We start from the raw sequence: 25748 nt of genomic DNA, 5'->3' as shown, positions 1-25748 counted from the left end.
TAGGAGAGGTAGGGGCTGATGAGTTAGGCCGCAACGCGCAGCGCGTGGGCTACGGGCCGCGGCTGCGCGGCCGGCTGCGGCTGCGGCTGTGCCACGGGCAGCAGGCCGGCAAATACTTCCCGCAGCTGCTGGGCAAAGCGCTCGGGGGCGAAGGTGAGGGCCCGCTGCCGGGCCGCGGCGGCCATGCGGGCGTAGAGGCGGGGCTGGGTATACAGCAGCCGCAGGGCCTGCTGCAGGGCCGGCAGGTTGCGGCCGTTAATGGCAAAGCCCGTGCGCGTGTGCACGTTGACCTCGGCCACGCCTCCCACCGGCGGCACCACCACGGGCCGGCCGTAGGCCAGGCCCTCAAGCACCGTCATGCCAAAGGTTTCTACCCACTCGTCGGGCCGCGACAGGTTCACGACCACCGCCGCCCGCTGGTAGTGAGGGTGCATGTTGGCCGTAGCCGCGAAGAGTGTGATATTGGGGGGTAGGGCCTGCCGGGTGGCAAAGAAGGCGACCGCTTCCGGCGTGGCATTGAGCACCAGCTCGAAGCTCATCTCGGGCAAGGCCCAGGCCAGGGCCACAAATTCCGGCACGCCCTTGTAGTCGCGCAGCGAGCAGGCCATGAGCACCACAAAGGGCGCGGGCTGCTGGTAGGGCTGGGCGGCCAGCGCCTGGTCCAGAAATGCGTCGCCCAGCGAGTTGTGCACCACGGCCTGCTCAACCAGGGGTAGGGCCAGCGTAGTGCGCACGTGCGCCGATACGCACAGCGCCCGGTGGGCTGTGTGCTGGGCCACGGCGCACAGCAGCCGCCGTAGTGGGGCCGGCCGTAGCGACACCTCGTGCAAGTGGTACACTACCCGCGCGCCCCGGCAGCGGGCCGCCAGCGCCGCCCCCGCCGGCAGCAGGGAGTTGACATACACCACGCTGTCCGGCCCGGCCAGGCGCAGCACTTTCCAAAATAGTACCCACTGCACCAGCGCAAAAGCCAGCAGCGTGCGCCACTGCCGGGCCGACCAGCGGTAGGCCAGCGGATGCAGCTGCACCCCTGGCAGGTCGCTCAGAAAGCCAGGGTCGCCGGGCGTGGCCGTGAGCAGGTCAATAGTGTAGCCGGCATCGCGCAGTACCTCCAGGGCCTGGCGCAGCACCAGCGGGCTGCCGCTCCGGTCGTTGAGTAAATGAACAGCAATAAGGCGGGCCATAGCTGGGGAATGGGGAATTTTGAATTAGGAGTTATGAATGGTAAGTCGCAGTCGTTAATCAAAATACTGATTAATAATAAGTTAATTCATAATTCATAACGCCTAACTCCTAACTCATCACGCGGCCAGGGCCTGCTCGTAGATGCGCCGCAGCTGCTGGCCGCGGTGCTCCCAGGTGTGGTGCTGGGCCACGTGGCGGCGGCACAGGGCGGCTTCGGCGGCCAGCAGGGGAGGCGAGTCGTGCAGCCAGCGCAGGTGCTCAGCAAAGTCGGCCACGTTCTGCGTAAAGGCCCGGTAAGGCACCTTCAGGCTGGAGGCGGCGGGCGTCAGCTCGCCGGGCCCCTCGTTTTCGTAGCACAGCACCGGCACGCCGTAGCTCATGGCCTCGGCCACCACCATGCCCGCCCCCTCGTGCGAAGGAAAGAAGAAGACCGAAGCCTCGCGGTACACTTCCAGCAGCTGCGCGTGGGCGAGCCAGGGGCGGTGCACGGCGCAGGCCGCCAGGTGGTGCTCGTGCAGCAGCCGCTGCAGCCGGCCTTCCTCGGGCCCACTGCCAATGAGCAGCAGGCGGGCGCCGGCCTGCTCGGCGGGGGGTAGGGCGTGGTAAAATTCCGCAAATGCCCGAATCACCATGTCGAAGCCCTTAAGCGGCACCATGCGGGCGGCAATCATTACCGTAAACTGGGCGTCGGCGGCCATCGCTTCCGGCGGAGGGGGTAGGGTAATGGCCACCGAGGGCACTATCTCGAAGCGGCTGGCGGGCAGGCGCAGGCGCGGGGCCACGGTCGAGTTCATGCACAGCACCTGCCCGGCGCGGCGGCGCGTGACCCGCAGAAACGGGTCCAGCGCCCAGAATACGTGCTTGAGGCTGCCCAGCAGGCGGTCTTTCACAAAGGCCACCTGGCCGTACTGGGCCAGGTGGCTGGCCGGAATGGGCGGGTGGTGCCCAATGGGGCCCCACACCAGCGGCCGGCCCAGCAGCCACAGAAAAGAGGGCGTCCAGTCGTTGTGAAAGTTCAGGTTGTGCACCACGTCCACGGCCAGCCGGCGGCGGCGCAGCCACACGGCCAGGCCCGCCTGCCACATGTAGAAGTAGATGAGCGAGAGCAGCGGCCCTTTTTTCCACCAGCGCGTCCAGGCCGGCAGGTCAAAATACAGAAACTCGATGCCCGCCGCCTGGGCCGCCACGGCCGGGTTATCGGCCAGGTAGCGCCGGATATGGGGGGCGTTGTTTTCGCGCGTCACCGCAATGACTTTCTGAAAGCGGCCGGCCTGGAGAATGAAGTTCCAGCCCATGCCATCTTCCGAGCCTTTGTAAGGGTTCACGGCGTAGGCCGTGATGAGTATCGTATTCATAATCAGGCGGCGGCCAGCGCAACAGTTAGGGGTGCCTGGGGCGTCGGCAGGGCCGCCCGACGCTTAATAATGCGGGCCGGCACCCCCGCCACCACGCTGCCGGCCGGCACCGAGCGCGTGACCACCGCCCCGGCCGCCACCACCGAGCCCGCCCCGATGCTGACGCCATCGAGCACCGTTACCTTGCTGCCAATCCAGCAGTTGGCCCCAATACTAATGCCCTGGCGCGTTACCCCTTGCAGGCGAATAAGCTGGTCAGGGTCGCCGTGCAGGTGGTTTTCGGGGTGGCAGCTGAAGTACTGGCCAATAATGCAGTCGTCGCCGATGCTCAGGCCGCCGCCGCCGCCCAGGTAGGCAAACTCGCCAATGCCCACCCGGTGCCCCAGCCGAATAAACTGGCCCGGCTCGGCCAGCGAAGTCGACACGATAACCTGGCTAAAGGCGCCGATGCTCACGCGGTCGCCCAGCGTGAGGCCGCCCGTGCCCAGGCCGCTAAAGCGCACGCCATCACCTGCTTTCAGCCATTGCCCAAACCGAATGCGGGCCAGGTACTGAAACCGCACCCCACGCCCCAGCATGGCCCCGCCGCTGGCCCGGCCCCGCAGCCACAGCTTGCCGCCGCGCAGCAGGCCCGCGGCCGTTTGCAGGCCAAAGCTCAGCAGCACCCGGCTGCCCACGACCGGGTGCAGGGCAAACTGTGGGTTGCGCCGCCGCACGAATGATTCCAGAATAGCCTTCACGAGTACTTGTCATTCAAAGGATAGAATTTGAAGATTGCGCGGCTTGGGTGCCGCGCGGGGGGGTAGGCGCCACTGGCCGCTACCCTACAGCTCCTGCTGGATGTAGCTTCCGATGAGGCTTAGCGTGGCGTCCAGGTCCTGGTTTTCGATGGGCACGTAGCGCGAGCGCCGGTAGCGCGCCCCCAGCTGGCCAAACAGCGCCTGGTACTGCTGCGTGAGCTGCGTAATGGTGCCCGCCGACAGCTCCTGCTTGCGGCGCAGAATTTCCTGCGGGTCGGCGTAGAGGAAGAAGTTGAGTCGGGGCTTATTAACGAAGGCATACAGCGCCCGCGTGAAGCGCACGGGCAGGCTGATATTGCTGCGCCGCCCATCATTAATAAAATCGAAGTAGTACCGGTCGTAGAGCACCACGTGGCCGCGCCGGGTGTGCCGCAGCCAGATAACGGCCTGGCCCAGCACGTAGTCAAGGTAGTAGTAGCCAAAGCGCGCCAGCGACGAGCCGAGCCCAAAGTTTTGGCCCTGGCGGGGTAGGCTTTGCACGCTGCGCGCCTCGGCCCCAGCCTTGCCGTACTTCCAGGCGCTGATGATGGGCAGCACCGATGGCCGGTGGCGAATAACCACCACGCGCTTGCGCCACTTCTTTTCAAGCTGCTCCTTCACGCACTCAATCACCGTGGATTTGCCCGCGCCATCGACCCCGCTAAATGTGATGATGAGGCCGCCCGGCCGCACAAACTCAGCCGCCGTGCTCAGTAGGTAGCGCAGGCCGCGCCACTTGCGCACCGCCCGGCTATTGGCAGCCTCCTGCCGCAGGGCGTAGTGCAGCAGGGCCAGCTTGGCGGGCTGGCACACGCTGGCACAGGCTATGCTGCTGAAAAAGAGCCCGTAGCTACTTTGCAGGGAGCTAAGCAGCTTTACCTGCTGGGTGGTACTCTGCTGCTGAAAATAATGCAGGTGCCCGGTAGGTAAATTGCTCTGATTCAACCAATAAAACAGCCAGGTGTAGGCAAAGTCGTGGGCCAGCGTGGGCACCGGCAGGCCAGCTGCCCCGCGCTTGGCCTGCGCCAGCACGGCCGCGGCATCGAGCAGGCGCAGCTCCTTGCGGTGCAGCTGGTGCAGCAGGTCGGCCGAGAGCAGCGAGCCATCCTGAAACAGGCAATCGACCGACACCATGTGCGCCGCCCGGCGCACCGCGGCCGACTGCACCAGCGGCCAGCCTTGCAGAAAGCGCACCCCGGCCTGGGTATCGGCCTGGGTTAGCAGCAGGTCGAGGTCAGAGTTGGGGGCGGGGTAGTAAGGGTTGGCAGCGCGGGGCTTGAGCAGCACCCCCGGCCGGGGCAGCAGCTGCACGTAGTCGAGCAGGTCGTAGATGGCCAGCTGGCGGTGCGCCACGGTGGGGGCCAGCTCCAGGGTCAGCAGGGCATTCCAGCCAGTCAGCAGCCAGCTTACCTGCGCGTGCCAGTCGGGCTGGGCATGGTAGAGCAGCGCCCCGCCCGCTACCTGGTGCAGCAGGTAGAGCTGCCAGGCCAGCGCCACCTCGGGGGCGGGCACGGCCGGAAAATACTCGGCCGCCACGGCCAGCACCCGCGCCCGAATGGCCCCGGCCGGCCGCCGCGCCACCAGCAGCGCCTGCTGGGTTTCGAAATGAAACAAATCGTAGAGCAGCGGTGCCTCGGGCTGCGCCAGCTCCAGGTCATAAATGGCCAGGTCCTCGGGCGTCAGCCAGCAGTTCCAGGGCGTGAAGTCGCCGTGGGCAAAGGCAAACGTCAGCGTTTGCTGCGGGTCGAGGGCGGCGCACAAGTGGCGCAGCTTGGTGCGCAGGCCAAACGGCACGCGGCTATCTGCCAAAGTCTCCAGCGCCGCCACCTGCTCCGTGATAGTCTGCCAGCAGGCGCTGGCGGCCAGCGGCTGGCGCACCTGGGTAGCGTGCAGCAGCTGGGCCAGGCAGCCGGCGTGCGCCGGGCCAAAAGCCGTGGCGCGGCGGGCGCGCGGACCTTTCACGCCACTTTGCAGCAGGAAGCCCGGCTGCGAGTCGAGCACGCGGGGTAGGGTAAAGGCATCGAGCTGCAGGGCCGCCATTTGGCGCAGATAGCCGGCTTCGGCCCGCACCTTTTCGGTAGCGGCTGGCCCCAGCGGCAGCTTGGCAAATGCCAGTTGCCCAGGCGATAGGGGGTAGCAGCACACGGCCTTGCGGTTGGGGCCCGGCGTACCCGTAAAAAGAGCAAATTCGCCCTGGGGCCACGCCTGCGCGCCGGTAGGCGCAAACCGCCCCGCCAGCCGCCGGAAAAACAGCCCCTCCAGCCGGCACCAGAACAGCACCCGCACCAGCGCGCTAAACAGCCGCGCCTTAGGGGTAGCCGCGTTGTAAAACTCCAGAAAGAGTGGCCGCCGCAGGGTGCTGGGCCACACCCAGCGCAGGCTGCCATCGGGGTTGTGGCAGCCGCGCAGCCGCACGCCGCCGCTGGTAGCCGGCGCGTAGCCCAGGCGGGCCAGTAGGCCGGGCAGGTCGGTGGGGCAGGGAGGGGGTATCGAATGCGTCATGTCAGCTCTCAGGCCAACGCGGTGCCAAAGAACTAACTACTTTTAATCAATTGATAATCAAAAGATAATAATAAGTGCCGACGAGTAGACCTCTATTGCCTGGAGTCGCATTCCAGCATCTGGAACAGGCTGTGGCGGGCCAGGCGTGCGTTGGTGGCAGCATAGGGCTGCGTAATAACCCGCGCCTCCAAAAAAAGGCTTTCAGCCACTGCCGAAAGCCTTTTTCCTAACGCTGTTCCTCTGTTACGCCACTACCTGGCTACCGCCAGCGTGGCAAGCAGGTGCATGTGGGTGTAGCACGCTTATGTAGCAAGGAGTTGCAAGGCTGAGCCCGCCTGCCGGGGTAGGCGGGGTAGCTTTATTTCTGCGCAATGCTGGTGCTGTACCGGCGCAGGCTCTTCTTCGCCTCGGGGTTAATTTTAACGGCCCGTTCGAGGTCTTTGCGGGCTTCCTTGGCGCGGTCGAAGTTGGCGTAGCTGATACCCCGGTACTCCAGCGCATCGGCATACATGGAGTCGATGGCGATGGCGCGGGTGAAGTCCGACACGGCCGCCTTAAACTGGTACATCTGCATCTTGGCTACCCCGCGCCCAAAAAAGGCCTCCTTGTCGTCGGGGCGCAGGCGCACGGTGCCGCTGAAGTCGTTGGCGGCCGGCTTGTACTCGTGCAGCATCAGCTCGTTCACGGCCTTGTTGTAATACACGTCGGGGTTGCCGCGCAGCGTGCGTAGGGCGGCGATGTAGTCGAGCTTCGCCTCGTGGTAGTTCTTGAGATTGGAGTTGGCTTTGGCGCGCTCAAACAGGGCGCGGCCATTTTTAGGGGTCTTTTTGAGCACCAGGCTGGCCCGTGCCAATTGGTATTTATAATCGGCCGCCGTCATCTTGCGCTCCGCAGCCCGCTCCGCCTCCGCAGCTTGGGTCGACAGGGCATTGGCGTCGATGGTGGCACCGGCCGCCTCGGCCGAGGGCGCATCCAGGGCGTCTGCCGACATCGCCGGCGCATTGGGCCGCGCCGCGGCGTCGGGCAGGGGTAGGGAAGCCAGGTCCGTTGCTGAAGCCTCGCCCGCAAGGGGCTGGCTAGACATCGACATGGAAGTGCTGGTAGCACCCGGGCGCTTGCTCTCGGTGGTAGTAGCGCAGCCGCTAGCTAAAGCCAGCGCAGCCAGGGCAGCGGGTGCAGCGTGAATAAAGCGTAGTTTCATATGAAAAGGAAAAGGGGATTGATAGCTTTGGTGGTGAGAAAGTTGTGCGTTAAAAAAATACCTTGATTTCAGGTGGTGTAAAGCATAGTGGTTTTCTGGCTGAGCGGTCGGGTTGCCGGCGGGCCTTGCGCGCAGGTGGGCCCAAAAAGGGGGGGTAGGGCCGGCTAGGCCACGGCCAGCTCGGGGCGGCGGCGCAGCAGCCACTGCTGCTCGCGGGGCGAGAGCAAGGCGTGGTAGCGCAGACTACCAAAAAAGAGCAGTAGTTGGTAGAAGAGAATGCCGTAGTTGGTCATGCCGAAAATGCCAAACTCAGTGAAGGAATTAATTAGAATCGGAATGAGCAGCCCTACCCCCAGCAGCCGCAGCTGCGCATTGGGCGCTTGCACAAAAGCCCGGATGGTAGCCCCCAGCTGAACCATGACCAGCAAAAACCCAACCAATCCTAGGTTCATCAGCACTTGAATGAACGTATTGTGGGCCATTTGGGCAGCGTAGGTGTGCACGCTCTGGAAATACTCGCCGTAGCTGATGCGCATAAAGCCGTAGCCCAGCAGTGGCTCGCGCGGCAGCCCTTCGGTGAGCAGGGCGTGCCAGAAGGGTAGGCGGCCCGTCATGCTCAGCACCTCATCCAGGCCACCTTGCTTGATGAACACGAGCGGCACCAGCGCTGGCACGGCCAATAGAGCCGCCAGGTTGGCGGCGATTTTCAGGCGCGGGTTGCCTGCCTGCTGGATGTGGAAAAACACAATCAGCAGGAAGCCCACCAGCGACGAGCGCGACCCCGTGAGAACGAGCGCCAGCAGCAGCAGGCCAATCTTAACGAACGTCCACACCAGCCGGTGCCGCCGGTAAAAGTTGAACAGAAGGCAGGCAATGCCCACCACGCACAGCATCCCCAGCTCATTGGGGTTCATGATAAAGCCGCCCAGGCGGGCCTCTTCGCCGTCGTGGGTGAGGCGGTAAAACGTATCGGGAGCCACCAGCAAGCCCACCAGAAACACGCTCAAAATCAAGAAGATGGCATTGCCCAGCACGTGGTAGAAGCGCACCGGGCTGCCCGGAAAAAACTCTTCAAGCAGCAAAAAGCACTTTGCAAAGTAGAAGGCGAAAACCAGCGTTTCGAGGTCCATGAGCCACTGCAAAAGCGAGTAGCCTGGGTTGGTCGACCACAGCAGCGACACCAGCCCCAGCGCCAGGTAGGCCCCGTATAGGAGCGGCGACCAGGCGTGCTGCCACCGAAAAGAATCTACCGCTCCCCGGCTGATAATGAGGCGATACACGCCGTAGGCCGCGGCCGTCATGGCCAGCCGGCTCCCCAGCTTGAGCAGGCGCGTCACGGCTATGTCCTCGTTCCAGGTAAAGAAACCCGCCAGCTTAATGAGCACGATAAGCGTCAGCACCACGCTCATGGTGCGCAGAAAGCGGCGGTGGGCCAGGGGGGTAGTAGCTTCCTTCATATAAAAGTGGATAGTGGCCGAGCCCTAGGCCGCCAGCGCCCGGTGGTAGAGCTGCTGGTAAGCCGGCAGTAGTTTGGGCCAGTGAAAGGCCGTGCCTATCATCTGGTGGCAGCTGGGGGCCAGGTCGCTGGCGCCGGCCAGCCAGGCGGTGTGCAGCCGGTGCAGCGCCGCGGTCAGCAGGGCAGGGTCGGCCGTGGGCAACACCTCGCCGCAGCCAAAATCACGCACGTAGCCGCCCAGGTTGGTAGCTTCCGTAACCACGCAGGGCACGCCCAGGGCCACGGCTTCGAGCACGGCGGTAGGCAGGCCCTCGTAGTGTGACGTATGGGCAAACACGTCGAGCTGGCCCAGCAGCGCAATTTTTTCGTCCCCGAAGCGGCTGCCCAGCAGTTGCACCGTGCCGGCCGGCGCCGTTGCGGCCCAGGCGGCCACCCGCGCCCGGTCGGGCCCATCGCCGATTACCCACAGCTCGGCCGCCGGCACCTGCCGGGCAAAGGCCGCGAAGCCCGCCAGCAGGCAGGCTAAGCCCTTGTGGTGGTCGTCGAGGCGCCCGCAAAAGCCCACCCGGAAGCGGCCGGGGGCCGCGGGCGTGGCCGGCACCACGGGCTGGGGCGGCTCAAAGCCATAGGGTAGCAGGGCGGTGAGGAGGGCGGGGTGGAGGCGCCGCACGCCGATAACCTCGCTCTCGCCCAGGCAATGCACCCGCGCCGCCTGGCGCAGCACGTAGCTCTCAATCAGATACCCGTAGGCCAGCTTGAGGAGGCGGCTCTTGCGCAGGGCAGCCGGGCTGTAGCTGCCGTGGGGGGTGAGCACGTAGGGTATCCGCAGCCGCGTGAGCCACCGCGCCACCGAGAAGTAGGCCGGAATAAACGCCCCGTGCAGGTGTACTACCGCTGGCCCCGCGCCCGCCAGCTGCCGCAGCGCCGTGCGCAGCTCGGCCGCCAGCCCAAACGGATTGCGCCGGGCCTGAAACAGCCGGGTAGCAAACTCGCGGGCCGGGTAGTTGTCGCGCAGGTCGGCCGTGATGCCCCACACTGCCACGTCGGTGCCGGCGCGGTGCTGGTGGGTAGCCAGGGCGTGCACTACTTTGTTCACCCCGTTCATGCGCTCGGGGTTGGCTTTACCTAATATTAAGTGAATAATTTTCATGCAAAAGGAGAAGGTAAAGCGGCGTTGAGACGCGCTTCTGTTAATTCAAGCCACCAACGGAAGGCCGCTGCGAGCCCCCGTGCCCGCCCGGTGCACGGCCCACGCCCAGTAGGCCCCCAGCACCAGCTGGGCCAGCAGCCAGCCCAGCACCACGCCGCTGGTCTGGTAGTGAGCCGTGAGCCAGCGCACGCTGGCCAGCGAGGCCCCAATGCTGAGCACGTAGCCTCCAAAATAGTGGCGCGAGTCGCCGAGCAGGCGCACCGTCAGGCGCAGCGGGTACACCAGCAAAATCACGCCGTAGAGCAGGCAGCACCAGCGCAGCAGGTCTGCGTAAGCAGCCCCGTTGGCCGGGCCAAAGCGGGCCACCAGCGGGCCGGCCGCCAGGGCCAGCACCACCAGTGCCGGCCCGGCCGCCAGCAGCATCTGGCGCCACAGCGCAGCCCGCTGGGCCACAAAAACGGCCGGGGCCTGCGCAAAGCTTTGGCTGAGGCGCGGCAGCGCGTAGTTTTCCACGGCTTGCAGGCCCAGGTTAAATACGCCCATGGCCGTTTGGGCCAGGCGCAGCACGCCCAAAATGGTCGGCGAGCCTACCCACCCGGCAAACACCAGCAGCACATTGGCCGAGCCCCATTGCAGCAGGGCGGTGGGCACCAGCCAGCGTGCCTGCCGCCAGTGCCGCCGCCCCAGGCACCGCCAGTAGGTGAGCCGCAGGCTGGGCCAGGTACCCAGCACGCAGCCACTTACCACCAGCGCGGGCACGGTAGTGAGCCCCACGGCCCACATCACCTGGGGCAGCGTGGTAGGGGTAGGCCGCAGGGCCAGGGCCAGCAGCACCAGCAGCTGCCCGCCGCCCGAGAGCACATCGGCCAGCAGGGCCGCCTGCACGTTGCCTTTGGCCAGCAGCAGCTTGCGCAGGGTATCTTGCCCGCCACTGGTTAGCAGCAGCACCACGAAGGCCGGCAGCACCGCCGCCGCCTGCGGCAGCTGGCGCGCGCCCAAGGCCGTAGCCCCCACCACCAGCGCGCTGAATACCACTTGCCAGCCCAGCACCAGCTGCCCGTAGGCGGCCCGGCGGCCAGGGGGTAGGGTACCCAGCACCACTTGCATAGGCTGGGTAATAAGCGCCCCCTGCACGGCCAGCGCCAGCAGCAGCAGCAACTGCCAGGCGCTGTACTGGCCAAAAGTAGCCAGCCCACACAGCTTGGCAATGAAGATATTAGTGAGGAAGCTGGTGGCGCTGGCCACGGCCTGGCCAGCTACCGCCCAGTAGCGCGGGGCCACCCGGAGCCGCCCCAGGCGCGTGGCCCAGGGCGGCAAAAGCAGGGGCAGCGACTGGCTCACGCTTGCAGGTCGAGGCCGGCCAGCGGCATGGCCAGGGGGGTAGCCACCGGCTGGGCCGCGCGGCTCCCCGCAAAGCGGCGGCGCAAGCGCTGGGCCAGCAGCCGCAGCGGGCCGGGCGAGTAGCCCGCATGGTTGAGGCAGAGCTGCACATCGGGCAGGTTGAACTCCTGGGTCAGAAGCTCTAGCTCGGCCAGGCGGGGGGTAGGGGTGCGCAGCCCATCAATTACGAAGAGGTTGACGGCCGCCCCGCGCATCACCGCCAGCGCGAGGCTGTCCTGGTCGAGGGGCAGGTTCTGCACCAGCAAAATCTCGTCGGGCTGGGCCGCCGGGTTGGGCGATTGCGCGTCCTGAATGCTTAAGGCGCGCAGCTTCAACCCCTGGGCCACCAGGGCCGCCCGCAGGTTTTCGAAGAAGAAGCGCTGGCCCTCACGCTCCGTGAAGGCGCTCACCACCAGCTTGGTGCCAGGATTGAGCATTCCCTTCAGGGCCAGCTTGGTAGCCAGCTGGGTAAAGAAGGCCAGCTGCCCGGATAGCCCGCCCTCCAGGTGCGGAATAATAGCCGCCAGCGGGGTGCGGGTTTCCTTCTGCACGTCGTGGGCGTCGCCGGGCGTCGAGCGCACCACCGACAGCAGGTACACCAGTGCTACGCCGGCCAGCGCACCCAAAAAGCCCGACAAAATCAGCACGAAGGTGCGGCGCGGCGTGGCGGGCTCCACGGGCACTACGCCCTGGGCAATAATGCGGTGGTACGAAGTGGGCGAGGCCTTGGCAATCTCGGCTTCCGTTTCCTTCTCGCGCAGAAAAGTGTAGAGCTTTTCGTTCAGCTGAAAGTCGCGCTGCAAAATGCTCAGGTTCTTCTCGCGGGTGGGTAGGCCCACAAACACGCCCTCGGCCTGGCCAATGGCCCGGTCCAGCTCGTGGCTCTTGACGATGAGGTTGTTGCGCGTGTTGCGAATGCTTTCGAGCAGGTAGCCATTGAGGTCAGCCAGCTTCATGTCCACCGATTTTACCTTGTCATCCTCGGGCGTGAAGCGCAGCAGCAAATCGTGCCTTTCTGCTTGCAGGTCCTTGATTTTCTTAACGATGTCCGTCGAGAGCATGTCGTTGAACGCCTCGAAGTTGGGGGCCAGGTCCAGGGCCGAGCGCTTGCCGGCGCTCATGTAGCGGTAGAGGTCGTTGGCGGCGGCCAGGCTCATTTGCAGGTTGGCGCGCTGTATCTTCAGCTCCGCCACTTTGTGCAGGTCGGTATCCGTTTCCTGCTTGATGTTGACGATGCGCTTGCGGTCGCGGTACCGCTCCACGGTGTCTTCGGAGTGGGCCAGGGTGCGGCGCACCGTCTTGAGCTGCTCCCCGATAGACTCGGCCGCCGAGTTTACTACCCGGTACTTAGTAGCCAGGTAGTCTTGCAGGTACACCTCCGACAGGGCATTCACCAAATCGGCCGCCTTTTGCGGCACCGTGCTTTGGTAGCTGATGCGCAGCACCGGCACGTTGCGGTCGGTGCTGGTCACGTCGAGACGGCTAACCACGGCGTCAATCAGCTGGCTGCGGTCGTGCTGCACCAGCTGGTAGTGGTCGGCCACCGACAGGTCGGGGCGGCGCGTCAGCAGCGAATCGTTGCGCTCCAGGTGCACGTCGGCGCCGGTCAGGTGCAGGGTTTGGCCCAGCCGGCCTTCGGCCAGCTCGCCCGAGGGGGCCTTCAGGCGCACGCCGCCGGCCGCATCCACGTGCATATCAAACGTTTCCTCGGCCCACTTGGGGTTGCGCAGCTGCACGGTAGCCAGCACGGGGCTGGCCCGGTACAGCTCGGAGGTGCGCACCTTACCCACCCGGTAGGTGCTCAGGTCGAAGGGTAGGCGGTCGAGGGCGCGGCCCAGCAGCAGGGGCGAGCGTACCAGTTCCACTTCGGCGCTGGTGCGGTTATCGCCCGAAAACGCATCCAGGTTCTTTATCAGCGTCGTGTTAATGGGCCCCTCATTCACGTCGGCCAGCTTGATTTTAGACGTGCTCTCGTAGAGCGGCGTGGCGTAGCGCAGGTATTGCCAGGCGGCCGTCAGGCTCAGGCCGGTGGTGAGGGCTACCAGGGGTAGGCCCCGCCAAAGCGGCCGCAGGGCCCGCATATTTTGAGTAAATTCACTCATAGCAGCTTAGGGATGAACGTAGCGAAGGATGATGAAAAAGGCACTGACCATGGAGGCTACCCCCAGCACCGAGGGCGCTTTGCGGTCGAACTGCTTGCCGCTTTTGCTCGGCACGTACACCACGTCGCCGGGCAGGATGATAAGATTTTCGCGCTCGAAACCGCTGAGGGTAGTCAGGTCTACCTCCGTGGCAAAAGTGCCGGTGGCATTCTGGCGCATAATCTTGACGTGGCGCTTATCCGCGTACACCCCAAAATCGCCGGCCTTGCCCAGCACCTGCACCAGGGTATTGCGCTCCTTATCGAGGCGCATGTTGCCGGGCGTGTTCACCTCGCCCAGCACGGTAGCTTCCTTGTTGAGCACCTTTAGCGTAATCTGCGGATTGACAATCCACTTGCTCAGAATTTTTTCGAGCTGGTCTTCCGCTTCGAGCAGCGTGAGCCCCTCCACGTGGTAAGTCCCGATTTTGGGCACGTTGAGGTTGCCGGCGGCATCCACCAGCTCCCACTTGCCCTCGTTTTCATTCACGCTGTAGTGGCTATAAATCGAGCCCATGCTCAGCTCTTCGTGGTCTAAGATGCTGATGCTGATTTTGTCATCTTTGCGCAGCCGGTACTGGTAGTCGGCCCCCACGGCCAGCGTGGCGGGCGGGGGCAGCGTTTTCTTGGTCGTAAAGAGGTTTTGAGTACAGCTGCTCAGCAGGCCCAGCACGAGTAGGGCCACCCAGCGCAGCGCCACGGGTAAGGGTAAGGTGTTGGTCATACTATATAGTGTCAGAGCGAAAACAGGGATAAGAAGCGGGATTTAGGTTTGGGGCGGTTTGCCAGTAGGGTTTGCACGTGCGCTATTTTGGCCAGCACCGTTGCCAGGCGCTCGTCTAAGCGCTCGTCCTTCACCACGTAGTCGAAGGCGCCGTACTTGAGCGAGTCCACGGCCACCTGCACTTGCTGCTGGCCACTCACCAGCACCACGTAGATGTCGGGGTTAAAGCGCTTAATGGCCTTCAGCGCATCGGTGCCCGACACGCTGCCCATCATCTGGTCCAGAAAAATGATAGTCGGCTCCTCGATGAGCGCATCCAGGCAAGCCGCACCATTATCGAAGGCCTGCACATCGTGAAAGCCACAGCTGCGTACGGCATGCTCAATGAGCTGACGGCAGAAAGGGTCGTCGTCGACCAGGAATACTTTTTGAGGCGTAGTTAGCATGTCGATTGGTTTGGCCCGGCTAAGGCCAACGCGGTGCCAAGGCACACGACTAAGCACAACTTACTGATTGCCAGTAAAATAAAAATTTGCAGCTTCCTGCCAGCTTCCAGTTTCTAGAATTGAGTCCGGAATGCGGAGCGCCTACCCCCACCTGGGGGGGTAGGGCCGGGGCCGCGCCAAGCCACCCCATTCACCACCGCGGCGCAGGAATTTCCAGCATTCAGACGGCAACTCTAAAAGCCGGACGTACCGGCCACTGCCTGGTGGCGCCAAGCTATTGATAGAAAGCTAGTTTGGGTGTACTCAGCAGCCTGGCATTAGGCTGGTACTCAAGGCCTGCTTCTTAGCCGCTCTCAGCCTCCTTATCTAGATATGATACCACTCACTACCCCCCTTTCCTCGCTGCTACCGCTGGTGCTGGCCACGCTGTGGGCCCTGCTCATCGCGCTGTTCGCCGTGCCTTCTATCGTGTATGTCGCGCACCTCAAACACCTGCTCGATGCCCCCAACGAGCGCACTGTGCACCGCTCCCTAACGCCGCGCCTGGGTGGGGTAGCCGTGCTGGCGGGCTTCTTCTCGGCCCTAACCATCTTTGCCCCGCTGGCCAACGGCGTGCAGCACCTGCTGGCAGGCTGCCTGCTGCTGTTTTTCGTGGGCGTGAAGGACGACCTGGTGACGATTTCCGTGGCCAAAAAATTTGTGGGGCAGCTGCTGGCCACCGGCATTGTGCTGCTGATGGCCGATGTGCGCATCACCAGCTTCCAGGGCATCATGGGTATTGGCACCCTGCCGGTGGGCCTCAGCTACGGCTTCACCTTCCTTGTGATTGTAGGTATTACCAATGCCATCAACCTGATTGACGGCCTCGACGGCTTGGCCGGCTCGCTAATAGTGTTAAGCGCCAGCACCTTTGGCTACTATTTTTTTCGCTACGGTGGCAGCGACAGCGGCAACTACGCGTTTGTGGCAGCTTGCCTGCTGGGCGGCACGGTGGGCTTTTTGCGCTACAATTTTCATCACGCCCGCATTTTCATGGGCGATACGGGCTCGCTGGTGTGCGGCTTTATCGTGTCGGTGCTGGCTATTCGGTTTATTGAGCTGGGCAATACCGGGCACCAGCTCACCGGCTACGCTACCCCAGCCCTGGCTGTGGCTATCCTGTTTGTGCCGCTTTTCGATACTACCCGGGTGTTTCTCGTGCGCATGGCGGCGGGCCGTTCGCCCTTCCGCCCCGACAAAAACCACGTGCACCACTGCCTACTGGCCCTGGGCTTCTCCCAAATTGGCGTAGTGCTAACGCTGGGGCTATTCAACCTGGCCCTCCTACTGGTCGTGTCACACTATGCTTACCTGGGCAATGCGGTGCTGCTCAGCGCACTACTTCTCCTGGGCGTGGCATTGGGGGTAGGGTTAGGCGTATGGCAGCGCTACCCCGCATCGCAGTCCGCCACCAGTGCAAGGCTTCAGCTTGACCTGCAAAACTCTTCCCCCCAAATGGTAACCGAGGCAGCTTAGCGTAATTACCAAGTCTGGGTACCTGCGCCCGCGAAAGCAGCTCGACTGCGAACGAAGAATTGTGTCATACACTATCAAATATCTGATAACAAGCAAGTTGCGAGGTAAGCCAAGCTGGCGTTCAGCAAAATGCGACCCTTGGGCAGATTACCTGGGGTAGGGATACCTACAGGCTAATAGCTCGCGTCGTCGAGGCGCACCTTGCCGCGAAACACCCAAAACACGAAGCCCGTGTAGATGGCCACCAGCGGCACCCCAATGGCCGCGATGGTCAGCATGATACCCAGCGACTTGTGCGACGAGGCCGCATTATAAATCGTCAGGTTCCAGGCCGGGTTGAGGGTGGAGCGCACCAGCACCGGAAACAGCCCCGCCGCCACCGTCAGCAGCAGCAGCGCCGCGTTTTAAGTAGCTAGTTGCCGGGCTTCCCTTCGATGGGCGTGGGCCACTTCACGTTCCCAGCGGGGCAGCCACGACAAAAGTCACCCCCTGCCAGCGCCGGGGCCCTGATAAAAATCAACGCTTAGTCTGCCATTTGTCAGGGGAAACCCTGGCGGACTGCCCCACGGCGTTGCAGCGAGCCCGCCGGGAACTGCACGAGGATATTGCGCTGACACATAGGCAAATGCACCGCCCTCCAGAAACCCCATACAGACATGAAACGGGGCGTTTTACCCACGAAGCAACGATTGGCGCGAAACTGCCCGGGCGAGTGGCCCGGTGGGTTTACGGATGCACCAGCACCCAGCCCTCCGTCTGGCGAATAATCAGCTCGCCGTTGCCGGTGGGCACCACCGAGATGTAGGGCAGCATGTCGTCCTTGGTCAGCTTGTAGGCTTTCATCGAATTTGCACACTGCGCCAGCACCACGCCCGCCTGCTGCAAAGCCAGCACGTCGGCCTCGTAGGGCTGCTCCTTTTTAAACACCACCGTGCCGCCGCTGAACACCACCAGCTCCAGTTCCAGCTTGCCTTTCAGGCGCGGGTCTTCCAGGGCGTTTTTCATGTTGTGCAGCGTCTGGTTGATGAGCTTGGGGTCGTTGCTGTCGAGCTGATACACAGCTCGGTAGTGACTCTTGGTAGCCGGCGCCCCGGCGTAAGTAGCCGCTTTGGCCGCAAAGGCGGCGTTGGGTGGCGTCAGGGCCGGGGCGGGAGTCGGGGCGGCGGTAGGCGGCGTGGGTGTGGCGGCGGGCATAGTCTGGGCCTGTGCGGTGCCGATGGTAGCCAACAGCGCCGCGGCGGAGAGCAAGTGGGGAAAGAAGTTCATCAGCAGGTGGAAAGTGAGTTAGAAATCGTAGTTGATAAGCAGGTTCAGCTGGTGCATGTCTACTTTGTTCACCACGTAGCGGGCCTCGTCGTAGGTGTCGCCCAGCGGCGCTTTGTAAATGTAGAGCACCTGCCCGCGCAGCCCATTTGCCCAGCCCCGCAACGGGTAGCTGAGCGAGGCGTTGAGCTGGCTGTAGGAGGGCATGCCGTACTTGTTGAGGCGAAAATCCTGCACATCGGGCAGGTAGTAGTGGCCGTAGCCGGCCTCCGCCTTTAGCCCCGGCGCGGTCGGCACCGCGTAGCTGGCCAGCAGCGCGGCTGCCGTAAGGCCGCCAAAGCCCTCTTCCCGCTCGCGGGGCAGAAACGTATAAAACGGCTCGCGGCCCCATTCGCGCGGAAAAAGGAAGCGCCCCGTGCGGGTGATGCGGGTGTAGTTGGCGCTCAGGCTCCAGGGGCCGCGCTGGTAGCCCAGGCGGGCGCTCAGGGCGTGGGCCTGGCGGCCGGGGGCACTGTAGGCTAGGCGCGGGTCGGGGTTGCCGCCGGTGCCCACCGTGCGCTGGTAGTGGTACTGCGCACCCCCGGTGAGCTGGCCCGCGCCCACGGCCCGGCCGGTAGTTAGCTCCGTGAAGAAACTGTTGAAGAGGTTGTCGGCGTAGTAGTTCCAGGCCTGCACGCGGGTGCGGGTGCCCAGCTGCCGGCTGGCGCCCAGCACGCCCAGGCCCCGGCTGCTCAGCTGGCCGGGGTAGGCGGCGCGCCGGCCGGTTTCATCCACCCCCGCCGAGTAGAGGCCGATGGAATTGGCCACCGGTGCCCACTCCGAAGTAGAGCGCACGGCGATGTGCGTGAGCCAGCCCGCTGTGAAGCGGGTGTGAGCCAGCTCGTTGACTTCCAGCCATAATCCTTGCTCGTAGTTCGGGCTCAGGCGGCCATCCTGGGGGTTGAGCAGGGGCGTCACCAGCAGCTGCCGGCCGAAGGTGGCCGTCGACTGCCGCCAGCGGTAGCGGGCAAACAGCTCCTCGGGCCGGCCCGTGAGCTGCCGCCGGCCGGGGCTGCTCACGTCAAATAAACCCACCTCGTAGCGGCTCACCGCGCCGGTGGCCGCATCGGGCGTGGCCAGGTTATTGGCGGCCAGGCTCACCCAAAAAAAGCCGCTCGCCCCCACCAAAAACCCGTGTAGCGGGGCCGTCTCGAACCGCGCCCCCGCTCCCAGGCCATTGGCGTAGTAGTCGGGCAGGCTGCCGCGGTTGTTGGTTGCCAGCAAGTAGTTACGCACCCGGCCCTGCCACTGCCCGCGCCCGAAGGCTTCGGCCAGCGTGCGGGCCTGCACCGTGTCGGCCGCAGCCGGGGCGGCATAAGGCTGCAGCACCGGCCGGCCGGTGGTGGGGAGGGTAGGGGCGGGCTCGGCCTGCTGCGCCCGCGCGGCGAAGGAGGCCAGTAGCAGGCCGGCCGCGCAGAGACGAAGGAGGCGATTCATCAGCGGGAGTTAGTTGGTTTTGGAGGGGTAGGCGGCCTCAATAGGCGGCCACGGCCCGTACTTGTGCTGCCGCTCGGAAAAAGCATCGGCGTAGGGGCCGAAGGGGTGGTCGACCGGTTTCTTGCGGATGTCGGGCCAGTCGTGGGGGGTAGGCAGGTGCGGGCGGGGCTGCGAGTTAACGAAGGCTGCCACGTCCCAGGCCTGCTTGTTGGTGAGCTGCGCGTGGTCGAAGGTGGCCCCAAAGGGCATGGCCGCTTTCACGTATTTGGCCAGGTTGCTCACCCGAAACAGGCCCGCGCCGTCGTTGTAGCTGTGCGGGCCCCACAGCGGTGGGTACTGATAGCCCGTGCTGTCGGCCAGCGGCTGGCCCTGGCCTTCCGGCCCATGGCAGCTCTGGCACTTGCTGGCAAACACGGCCTTGCCAATCACCGGGTCGGCAGCCCGGTCGAGGTAGGCCAGCTTCACGAAGCCCGTGCCGTAGACTTTCTTCCCCTTCGGAATGCCTGTCCCCAGCCAGTTGATGTAGGCTACCATAGCGCGCAGCTCGCGGCTGCTGTCGGGCAAGGCGCGGCCGTTGAGGCTGCGCTCGATGCAGTCGTTTACCCGCAGCTGGGTGGTGACCATGGTGCCCGAGCGGGCCCGCATTTTAGGATACGTCGAAGCCACGGCCAGGTAGTTGTTGGCGAAGCCCTGGGTGCCGGCCTGCAGGTGGCAGTTCTGGCAGTTCATGCCGTTGGTGAGGTGCGCCACCGTGCCCTGCGGCCCGAGATAGGCGGCCGTGCGGGCTATCAACTCGCGCCCGTAGCGAATCTGGCGGCCCGCCGCCGTACGCGGAATCGTGGTGGTGTCGGGGGCCGGGGTGGCGGGGCGGTGGTAGCTGCCGGCCGGCGGCGGGCCGTCAGTGGCTTCATCGGCCACGGCTATTGGCGCGGGCGGGCTAGCCAGGCCATAAAGCTGGCTCACCAGCGCCACGGCCACCAGCACCACCACGGTCGTGAGCAGCAAAAGCAAACGCACCACCAGCTTAAGCTGCCGGCCGGGTTCTTTAGAAGGCATCATCACACAAGGAAGGCTAAGCGAGCAACAAGTAACGCAGGTGAGCCGGCACGAAAGCAATTAGGTTCCGTCTTCCGGTCCGACGGCGCAGCCGTCCGACCGGTTGCCGTAAGCGCCGTGCTGCCGATGCCAGGCGAAGACAACCGGTCGGACGCCTCCGGCGTCGGACCGGAAGACGCCCCACCGCCTTAGTAGGGCAGCTTTTCGCGCAGGGCGCTGTAGGTCCAGGTGCCGGCCAGAGCGGCCAGAATCATCACGGCCGCCCCGCCCACGCCACTGCCCAGCTGGGCAAACAGCGGGCCGGGGCAGGCCCCCGTAATGGCCCAGCCCAGCCCGAAAATAAAGCCGCCAATCCAGATGCCGTGGTTGAATTTCTTGTCGGCAATGACGATGGGCTCGCCGCTCATGGTTTTGAGGTGGTTGCGCTTGATGAGCTGAATCGAAATCATGCCTACCACAATGGCCGAGCCAATGACGCCGTACATGTGGAAGGCCTGGAAACGGAACATCTCCTGAATCCGAAACCAGCTGATAACTTCGCTTTTGGTGAGAATGATGCCAAACAACGTGCCCAGCACCAGGTATTTAAGGTATTTCATATCAAGGGTGTAAGTTCGGTGTAAGGTTCGGAAGCGGGGCGGCGGGCCAGCAGGCGCACCACGCTGGCCGGGCCAGCGTGGAAGCTGCCTTCGTGCAGCACCACCCGCAGCTCCTCGTTTTCGAGCAGGGTCAGGCCGGCAAAGTCAGGGGCCAGCAGGGCCGGCTCGTAGAGCAGCTCGGCTGCGCGCGGCCCGCCCGATGCCAGGCCCAGCTGCCGGGGGCTGAAGGCCTCTAGCACCAGGTGGCCGCTGGGGGCCAGGCTGGCCGCCGCCGCCGCGTGCACCGCTTGGCGGTCGGCCGGGGGTAGGTGGGCGTAAATCAGCCCGATGGCGTCGTAGTAGCCGGGGCGCTGCCAGTGCAGGGCCGTCAGGTCGGCCACCTGGTAGTCGAGGCGCACGCCCCGGCTGGCGGCCAGGCGCAAGGCCTTAGCGCGGCCTTCATCGCTGAAGTCCACGGCCGTCACCTGCCAACCCTGCTGGGCGGCGTACACGGCGTTGCGGCCCTCGCCTTCGGCCAGCAGCAGCAGGCGGCCGGGCGGCAACGCGCCGAGCTGCCGGCGGAAATAGGCGTTGGGCTCGGTGCCGTAGGCGTAGGCTTCGGCCTCGTAGCGGGCATCCCAGAAATCGGCGGGATTAGGGGCAGCGGCTTCCATAGAACAGGGGGGTAGGGAGTTAAAACAGCAGCGGATAAACCACCCAGGTCATCACCAGCCCGCCGGCGAAAAAACCGATAACCGCCACCAGCGACACCCACTGCAAGTTTGAGAGGCCCGAAATGGCGTGGCCCGAGGTGCAGCCCCCGGCGTAGCGCGTGCCAAAACCCACCAAAAAGCCGCCCAGTACCATAAATACCCAGCCCTTCCAGTTGGCCAGGTTGTCGAGGGCAAACAGCTCGCGCGGCAGCAGGCCGGTAAAATCGGTGAGGTGCAGCTGGGTTTTAAGGTCATGCACGGTTTCGGGCGAAATGCCCACCACCTCGGGGTGGCCCATTACCTGATAGCCCAGGAAGCCGCCCAGGGCAATGCCCAGCACGAACACCAGGTTCCACATTTCGGCCCGCCAGTTATAAGTCAGAAACGGGATGCCGGCCGGCACGCAGGCGGCGCACACGTGGCGCAGCGAGCTGCTGATGCCCAGCGCTTTGTTGCCCACCAGCAGCAGCGCCGGCACGGTGAGGCCAATCAGGGGCCCGGCCACGTACCAGGGCCAGGGATTTTGCAAGAGTTCAAGCATAAAAAGTAAAGAAAGTCAACCTGTAGGGTAAGCTTTAGCTTGCCAGCAACTATTTTGTATATACTTGCTAAATAGTGCTTTGCAAACCTATCGCCGGCAAGCTGAAGCTTACCCTACAGGGAGATTATGATGTAGTAGTGAGCGGCTCGGGCCAGTCGAGCACCCCGCCGAGCAGGTTGCTTACCTGCGCAAAGCCGGCGGCAGTAAGTTGCCCGGCCGCATTCGCCGAGCGCGCCCCGCTGCGGCAGTACACGTAGGTAGGCTTGGTTTTATCCAGGGCGGCCACGCGCCGGCCAAAGTCGGGCGCGGTCACTTCGATGTTAACGGCGCCGGGCAGGTGGCCCTGGGCAAACTCGTCGGGCCGGCGCACGTCGAGCAGCACGGCGCCGGGCTGGCGCATGGCGGGGCCAAACTGGGCCGGCGTCAGGTTGTGGTAAGCGGGCGCGGCAGGTTTAAGGAAACCAAACATGGCGGAGTAGTTGGGAGAATGAGGAGAAACATAGTGTGCCAGTCAGGCCTAGTGGGCCGCCACAGCGGGCTGGAAGGACTTCACGGCCTGGCCCAAATCGAGCACCTCGGTGCCGGGTAGGGCGGCGGCCACTATGCTGCTGCCGGCCGCCGAGCGGTAGCCGCCGGCGCAGTGCACCACCACCGGCTTGCCGGCCGGAATCTGCTGGGCCCGCTCGCGCAGCTCGGGCAGCGGAATGTTCAGGGAGCCCTCAAAAATGGGCTCGTCGCGGTGCTCCGAAGCACTCCGGATGTCCACGATGGTATAGTGCTCCGGGTGCTGACGGAACTGCGCCACGTCCAACGCCAGCATCGTCGCGCCGATGGCCGGCGTGCCCACCAGCGCACCCTGGATGAGCGGTTCGTAGCCGATTTTGGCCGTTTTCTGAATCAGGTCCTCCAGCGTGGCCGCGTCGGCGGCCAGCAGGTAAAACGACTCCGTCGGAGCTACAATGGAGCCCAGCCAGGTTTCGAACTTGCCGCCCTGCTGAATATTAATGGCCCCCGCAACGTGGCCCTTTTTGAACTCCGCCTCGGGCCGCGAATCAACCACCACCACGCCGGCTGCCAGCGCAGTGCCGGTAGCTAAGCGTATCACCTGCTGCACGCTAGGCGCGTAGTCGGGCGCGCCGGCCTTGTTGAGGGCAACATCGTAGCCGAAGTACTTGGGAATAAAGGGCTGGTCGGCCAGCAGCTCGGCCACAAACGCCGCTTCGTTTAGGGGCTGCAGCATGGGGTTGCCGATTTTCTCGGCCCCGATGGTGCTGCTGTTGGCGCCGCTCAGGGCCTTGCCGCAGAGGCTGCCCGCGCCGTGGGCGGGGTACACCAGCACGTCGTCGGCCAGGGGCATGAGCTTGTAGCGGGTGCTGTGGTACATCTGGGCCGCCAGCTCCTCGCGCTTGGCCTGGAGGTTGCCGGCTTTTTCGCGTAGGTCGGGCCGGCCCACGTCGCCGATAAAGAGCGTGTCGCCGGTGAACACGGCCACGTCCCTACCCTCCCGGCTGAGCACGATGCTGATGGAATCGGGCGAGTGGCCGGGCGTGTTCAGGGCCCGGAACGTGAGCTTGCCCACCGTGAAGGCGTCGCCCTCATCAAAGGCTTCGTGCTCATAATCAGCGCCCAGTAGCTTGCTCACGCGGATAGTCGCGCCGGTTTTCTGCGCAATTTCCAGGTGGCTGCTCACGAAGTCGGCGTGGGGGTGGGTTTCGATAACGGCCACGATTTTCGCCTCGTGCGCCTGGGCAAAATCATAGTAGGGCTGCGGGTTGCGAGCGGGGTCGATGAGCACGACTTCGCGGGCGCAGTCGCTGAGAATGGCGTAGGAGAAATGGGCCAGGCCCTTGTCTTCAAACTGTTCGATTTTCATGGGATGCAACGAAAAAACGGGGGAGAGAATAGGCCCAAATGGGCGTTTAGGCGTGATGAAACAGCAGCTCTTTGGTGAGAATAAACGTGCCCATAGCCAGCGTGAACCAGCCGAAAGCCGGCTTCAGCTTGGCCCCCGGAATAAAGCGCGCCAGGTAAGTGCCCAGCACAATGCCGCCGAGCGCAAAGGCCAGAAAACCCAGGATAAACGACCACGCAATGGGCGTGCCCGCACTCAAATCACCCATAAAGCCAATGAGCGAGTTCAGGGCAATGATGGCCAGCGAAGTGCCCACCGCCAGCTTCATGGGCAGCCGCGCCCCCAGCACCAGCGCCGGAATGATGAGGAAGCCACCGCCCGCTCCCACAAAGCCCGTGAGTGCGCCCACCACCAGGCCAATGCCCAGAATAAGCGGATAATGAAGGGACTGCGTAGGCAGCCGGTCGTCGGTGGCTGCGCTGGCCGGCTGGCTGCGAATCATCGACACGGCCGCCACTACCATCAGCACGGCAAAAGCCACCAGCACCAGCAGGTCTTTGGTAAAGACGATGCTGCCCACCGTGAATAGCTCGTGCGGCAGGGCCGGCATCAGCACCTTGCGCACCAGAAACACCGAGGCCAGCGAGGGAGCCAGAAACACGACTGCCGTGGGCAGCGACACCAGCCCTTTGCGGAAATACCCCGCCGCACCCACCACCGAGGTTGCACCCACCACAAACAGCGAGTAAGCGGTGCTCAGCACTGGGTTCACGCCCATCAGGTACACCAGCACCGGTACGGTGAGAATGGAGCCCCCGCCGCCCATGATGCCGAGGGCAAGGCCAATGAAGATGGCGGCGAAATAGCCAAAGTAGTGCAGCATGGGGGTAGGGGGTAAACGTATGAAATTATGAAAGAATGTTCATGTATTTTAACAAAAAAAGGGCGCCGCTTACAGAAACGTGCAGGCGGCCAGGCACTGAATCACATCAATAACCTCCCGCATTTTCAGCGAATAGTAGATGTTCTTGCCGCTGCGCGAGCTGCCCAGAATACCCTTGCTCTTCATCGTAGCCAGGTGGTGCGAAATGAGGGACTGCTCAGAATTGAGCCGCTCGCAGATTTCGGTCACCGACAGGCTGTCGTTGGCCGCCAGCAATTGCACGATGGCAATGCGCATGGGGTGGGCCGTGGTTTTGAGAATAAACGCCACCTTCTCCATCTTCTCGATGTCGAGGCCAAGGTCAACGGAAAGGGCGGGAGCTAGAAGCGTCATAAGTAGCACAAAGGTATGAAAGATATTTCATGTGTGCAAATTATGCTGCAATTCGGTTCGCTGCGCTGGTTGTTTGTTTTAGGTTGGGGTCCGGACTGGAAACCAACCTGCAAACTGCGCCAGGCGTGTCAACGATAACCGGTCGGCCGGCTTGCGCCGGCGGACCGGGGTGGCTAATTTGGCCGGCTTACTGTGCGGCGGCCTTCGCTTTTCTTTTAGCTTGCTTGCGAAAGTACCCGCGCAACAAGAAGTTGTGTTTCAGAGCTTCCATGTTCTGGTTGAAGCCGTCGGTGCCCTGCTCCACGTGGCCAAGGGTTTGGCGCAGCTGCCCGCTCATGGCCGTGTCGGTGAGCAGCGTGTGCAGCGGGCCGTTGCCGGATTGTACCTGCTGCTGCAGGCTGCCGAGGGTGCCGGCCAGGGTGTCGGAGCTGCGGGCCAGCTGGCGGGTGGTGTGGCGCAGCTGTTTGGCAAACTCTTTATCAGTCAATAAGTAGCCGGCCGGCCCGCGGCCCTGGCGGATGCCGCGCGTGAGGTGGCCGATATCGTTGGCCGAGGCCTGAAGGGTGGCCGTGGCGCTGGCGGCGTGGCGTAAGGTCTGGCGCACGTTGGCGGCTACCTTTTGGTCGCCGAGCAGCTGCCAGAGCGCCCGGCTGTCGTTGAGCTTGCCCGTAATCTGGTGCAAATCTTCGGTGATGCCGACCAGGTTTTTGTTCGAGATGCTGAGCGTGGCCAGCATCTCGTCGATGGCCGGGGGGGTAGTCGTGCGCAGCACGTCGCCTTCGGCGATGAGCGGGGCGGGGGCGGCCACGGCGGTCAGGTTCACGATGGTGTTGCCCACCAGACCATCGGTGCCCACGGAGGCTACGGCGTTTTTGCGTACGTAGGGCTGCACGTCGCGATTGAGGTGCATCATTACGCGCACCGTACTGTCGTTGAGGATGTTAATCTCCTTCACCGTGCCCACGGTAATGCCGGCCAGGCGCACGTTGTTGCCGGTGAGCAGGCCCGACACGTTGCGAAAATCGGCCTGCACCGCCAGCGAGGAGCCGAACAGGTTTTGCCGTTGCCCCAGCAGCACGAGCGTCGCGGCCAGGCAAGCCAGGCCGGCCAGCACAAACAGCGCGAGGCGAATATGATGGCTGGCAGTGGGCATCTTTTTT

24 protein-coding genes are annotated in these 25748 nt (G+C 64.1%); 1 reads left to right on the top strand and 23 read right to left on the bottom strand.

All coding sequences use genetic code 11. The features are described 5' to 3' along the window. Positions 1-23: 23 nt before the first annotated feature. The 11 genes from E4631_RS21365 to E4631_RS21315 form a co-directional block, all read right to left on the bottom strand. Positions 24-1184: a glycosyltransferase gene (locus tag E4631_RS21365; RefSeq protein WP_133657035.1), complete on the bottom strand. Its 1161-nt coding sequence runs from the start codon at positions 1182-1184 to the stop codon at positions 24-26. Between the two features lie 117 nt (positions 1185-1301). After that, entirely contained in the window at positions 1302-2540 is a 1239-nt protein-coding gene (locus E4631_RS21360; protein WP_133657034.1) for a glycosyltransferase family 4 protein, read from the bottom strand. Between the two features lie 2 nt (positions 2541-2542). After that, positions 2543-3280 carry an acyltransferase gene (locus E4631_RS26830; protein ID WP_302476325.1) on the bottom strand — a complete coding sequence of 246 codons (738 nt, stop codon included), beginning with the start codon at positions 3278-3280 and terminating at the stop codon, positions 2543-2545. Positions 3281-3364: 84 nt separating this feature from the next. Next, positions 3365-5821: a hypothetical protein gene (locus E4631_RS21350; protein WP_133657033.1), complete on the bottom strand. Its 2457-nt coding sequence runs from the start codon at positions 5819-5821 to the stop codon at positions 3365-3367. Positions 5822-6179: 358 nt separating this feature from the next. Beyond that, complete coding sequence (locus E4631_RS21345) at positions 6180-7022, bottom strand: tetratricopeptide repeat protein (RefSeq protein ID WP_133657032.1); 843 nt, start codon at positions 7020-7022, stop codon at positions 6180-6182. A gap of 164 nt (positions 7023-7186) precedes the next feature. Beyond that, the gene (locus E4631_RS21340) at positions 7187-8479 is read right to left on the bottom strand and encodes an O-antigen ligase (protein WP_133657031.1); all 1293 of its coding nucleotides are present in this window, start codon (positions 8477-8479) and stop codon (positions 7187-7189) included. 24 nt (positions 8480-8503) lie between these two features. Beyond that, entirely contained in the window at positions 8504-9628 is a 1125-nt protein-coding gene (locus E4631_RS21335) for a glycosyltransferase family 4 protein (RefSeq protein WP_133657030.1), read from the bottom strand. Between the two features lie 45 nt (positions 9629-9673). Further along, positions 9674-10969, bottom strand: coding sequence for a lipopolysaccharide biosynthesis protein (locus E4631_RS21330; RefSeq protein WP_133657029.1), 1296 nt, complete (start codon positions 10967-10969; stop codon positions 9674-9676). After that, a complete protein-coding gene (locus E4631_RS21325) occupies positions 10966-13110 on the bottom strand; it encodes a GNVR domain-containing protein (RefSeq protein ID WP_133657028.1) in 2145 nt (714 codons plus the stop codon). Before E4631_RS21325 ends, E4631_RS21330 begins: the two co-directional genes overlap by 4 nt. 6 nt (positions 13111-13116) lie before the next feature. Beyond that, a complete protein-coding gene (locus tag E4631_RS21320) occupies positions 13117-13872 on the bottom strand; it encodes a polysaccharide biosynthesis/export family protein (protein ID WP_133657027.1) in 756 nt (251 codons plus the stop codon). A gap of 11 nt (positions 13873-13883) precedes the next feature. After that, the gene (locus E4631_RS21315) at positions 13884-14318 is read right to left on the bottom strand and encodes a response regulator (RefSeq protein WP_133657026.1); all 435 of its coding nucleotides are present in this window, start codon (positions 14316-14318) and stop codon (positions 13884-13886) included. A gap of 372 nt (positions 14319-14690) precedes the next feature. On the opposite strand from E4631_RS21315, the gene E4631_RS21310 reads away from it, so the two are divergent. Next, positions 14691-15833, top strand: a complete 1143-nt coding sequence (locus E4631_RS21310) for an undecaprenyl/decaprenyl-phosphate alpha-N-acetylglucosaminyl 1-phosphate transferase (protein ID WP_240735146.1) — start codon at positions 14691-14693, stop codon at positions 15831-15833. Between the two features lie 173 nt (positions 15834-16006). Here the strand turns inward: E4631_RS21310 and E4631_RS21305 are convergent, their stop codons facing one another. From E4631_RS21305 to E4631_RS21250, 12 genes are all read right to left on the bottom strand, one after another. Continuing rightward, a complete protein-coding gene (locus E4631_RS21305) occupies positions 16007-16219 on the bottom strand; it encodes a cytochrome d ubiquinol oxidase subunit II (RefSeq protein WP_262709807.1) in 213 nt (70 codons plus the stop codon). A 340-nt stretch (positions 16220-16559) separates the two neighbouring features. After that, positions 16560-17099: a DsrE family protein gene (locus E4631_RS21300; RefSeq protein ID WP_240735141.1), complete on the bottom strand. Its 540-nt coding sequence runs from the start codon at positions 17097-17099 to the stop codon at positions 16560-16562. Between the two features lie 18 nt (positions 17100-17117). Beyond that, a complete protein-coding gene (locus E4631_RS21295; protein ID WP_133657024.1) occupies positions 17118-18572 on the bottom strand; it encodes an OprD family outer membrane porin in 1455 nt (484 codons plus the stop codon). 9 nt (positions 18573-18581) lie between these two features. Beyond that, a complete protein-coding gene (locus tag E4631_RS21290) occupies positions 18582-19631 on the bottom strand; it encodes a c-type cytochrome (protein ID WP_317129141.1) in 1050 nt (349 codons plus the stop codon). A gap of 185 nt (positions 19632-19816) precedes the next feature. Continuing rightward, positions 19817-20227 (bottom strand): DUF6691 family protein, encoded by a 411-nt coding sequence (locus E4631_RS21285; RefSeq protein WP_133657022.1) that lies wholly within the window; start codon positions 20225-20227, stop codon positions 19817-19819. Then, complete coding sequence (locus E4631_RS21280; protein ID WP_133657021.1) at positions 20224-20880, bottom strand: bifunctional 2-polyprenyl-6-hydroxyphenol methylase/3-demethylubiquinol 3-O-methyltransferase UbiG; 657 nt, start codon at positions 20878-20880, stop codon at positions 20224-20226. Before E4631_RS21280 ends, E4631_RS21285 begins: the two co-directional genes overlap by 4 nt. A gap of 19 nt (positions 20881-20899) precedes the next feature. Continuing rightward, the gene (locus E4631_RS21275; protein ID WP_133657020.1) at positions 20900-21460 is read right to left on the bottom strand and encodes a YeeE/YedE family protein; all 561 of its coding nucleotides are present in this window, start codon (positions 21458-21460) and stop codon (positions 20900-20902) included. Positions 21461-21584: 124 nt separating this feature from the next. Next, entirely contained in the window at positions 21585-21929 is a 345-nt protein-coding gene (locus E4631_RS21270) for a rhodanese-like domain-containing protein (protein ID WP_133657019.1), read from the bottom strand. A gap of 48 nt (positions 21930-21977) precedes the next feature. Next, positions 21978-23333: a rhodanese-like domain-containing protein gene (locus tag E4631_RS21265; RefSeq protein WP_133657018.1), complete on the bottom strand. Its 1356-nt coding sequence runs from the start codon at positions 23331-23333 to the stop codon at positions 21978-21980. A gap of 46 nt (positions 23334-23379) precedes the next feature. Continuing rightward, positions 23380-24195, bottom strand: a complete 816-nt coding sequence (locus tag E4631_RS21260) for a sulfite exporter TauE/SafE family protein (protein ID WP_174805451.1) — start codon at positions 24193-24195, stop codon at positions 23380-23382. 69 nt (positions 24196-24264) lie between these two features. Then, entirely contained in the window at positions 24265-24588 is a 324-nt protein-coding gene (locus E4631_RS21255; RefSeq protein ID WP_240735139.1) for a helix-turn-helix transcriptional regulator, read from the bottom strand. A 187-nt stretch (positions 24589-24775) separates the two neighbouring features. Beyond that, a complete protein-coding gene (locus E4631_RS21250; protein WP_133657017.1) occupies positions 24776-25741 on the bottom strand; it encodes an MlaD family protein in 966 nt (321 codons plus the stop codon). Positions 25742-25748 lie beyond the last annotated feature (7 nt).

This window comes from Hymenobacter sp. UV11 (assembly GCF_004684095.1).
GTDB lineage: Bacteria > Bacteroidota > Bacteroidia > Cytophagales > Hymenobacteraceae > Hymenobacter.
Note: the sequence above shows the minus strand (reverse complement) of the source record. Positions and strands in the feature narration are given on the sequence as shown.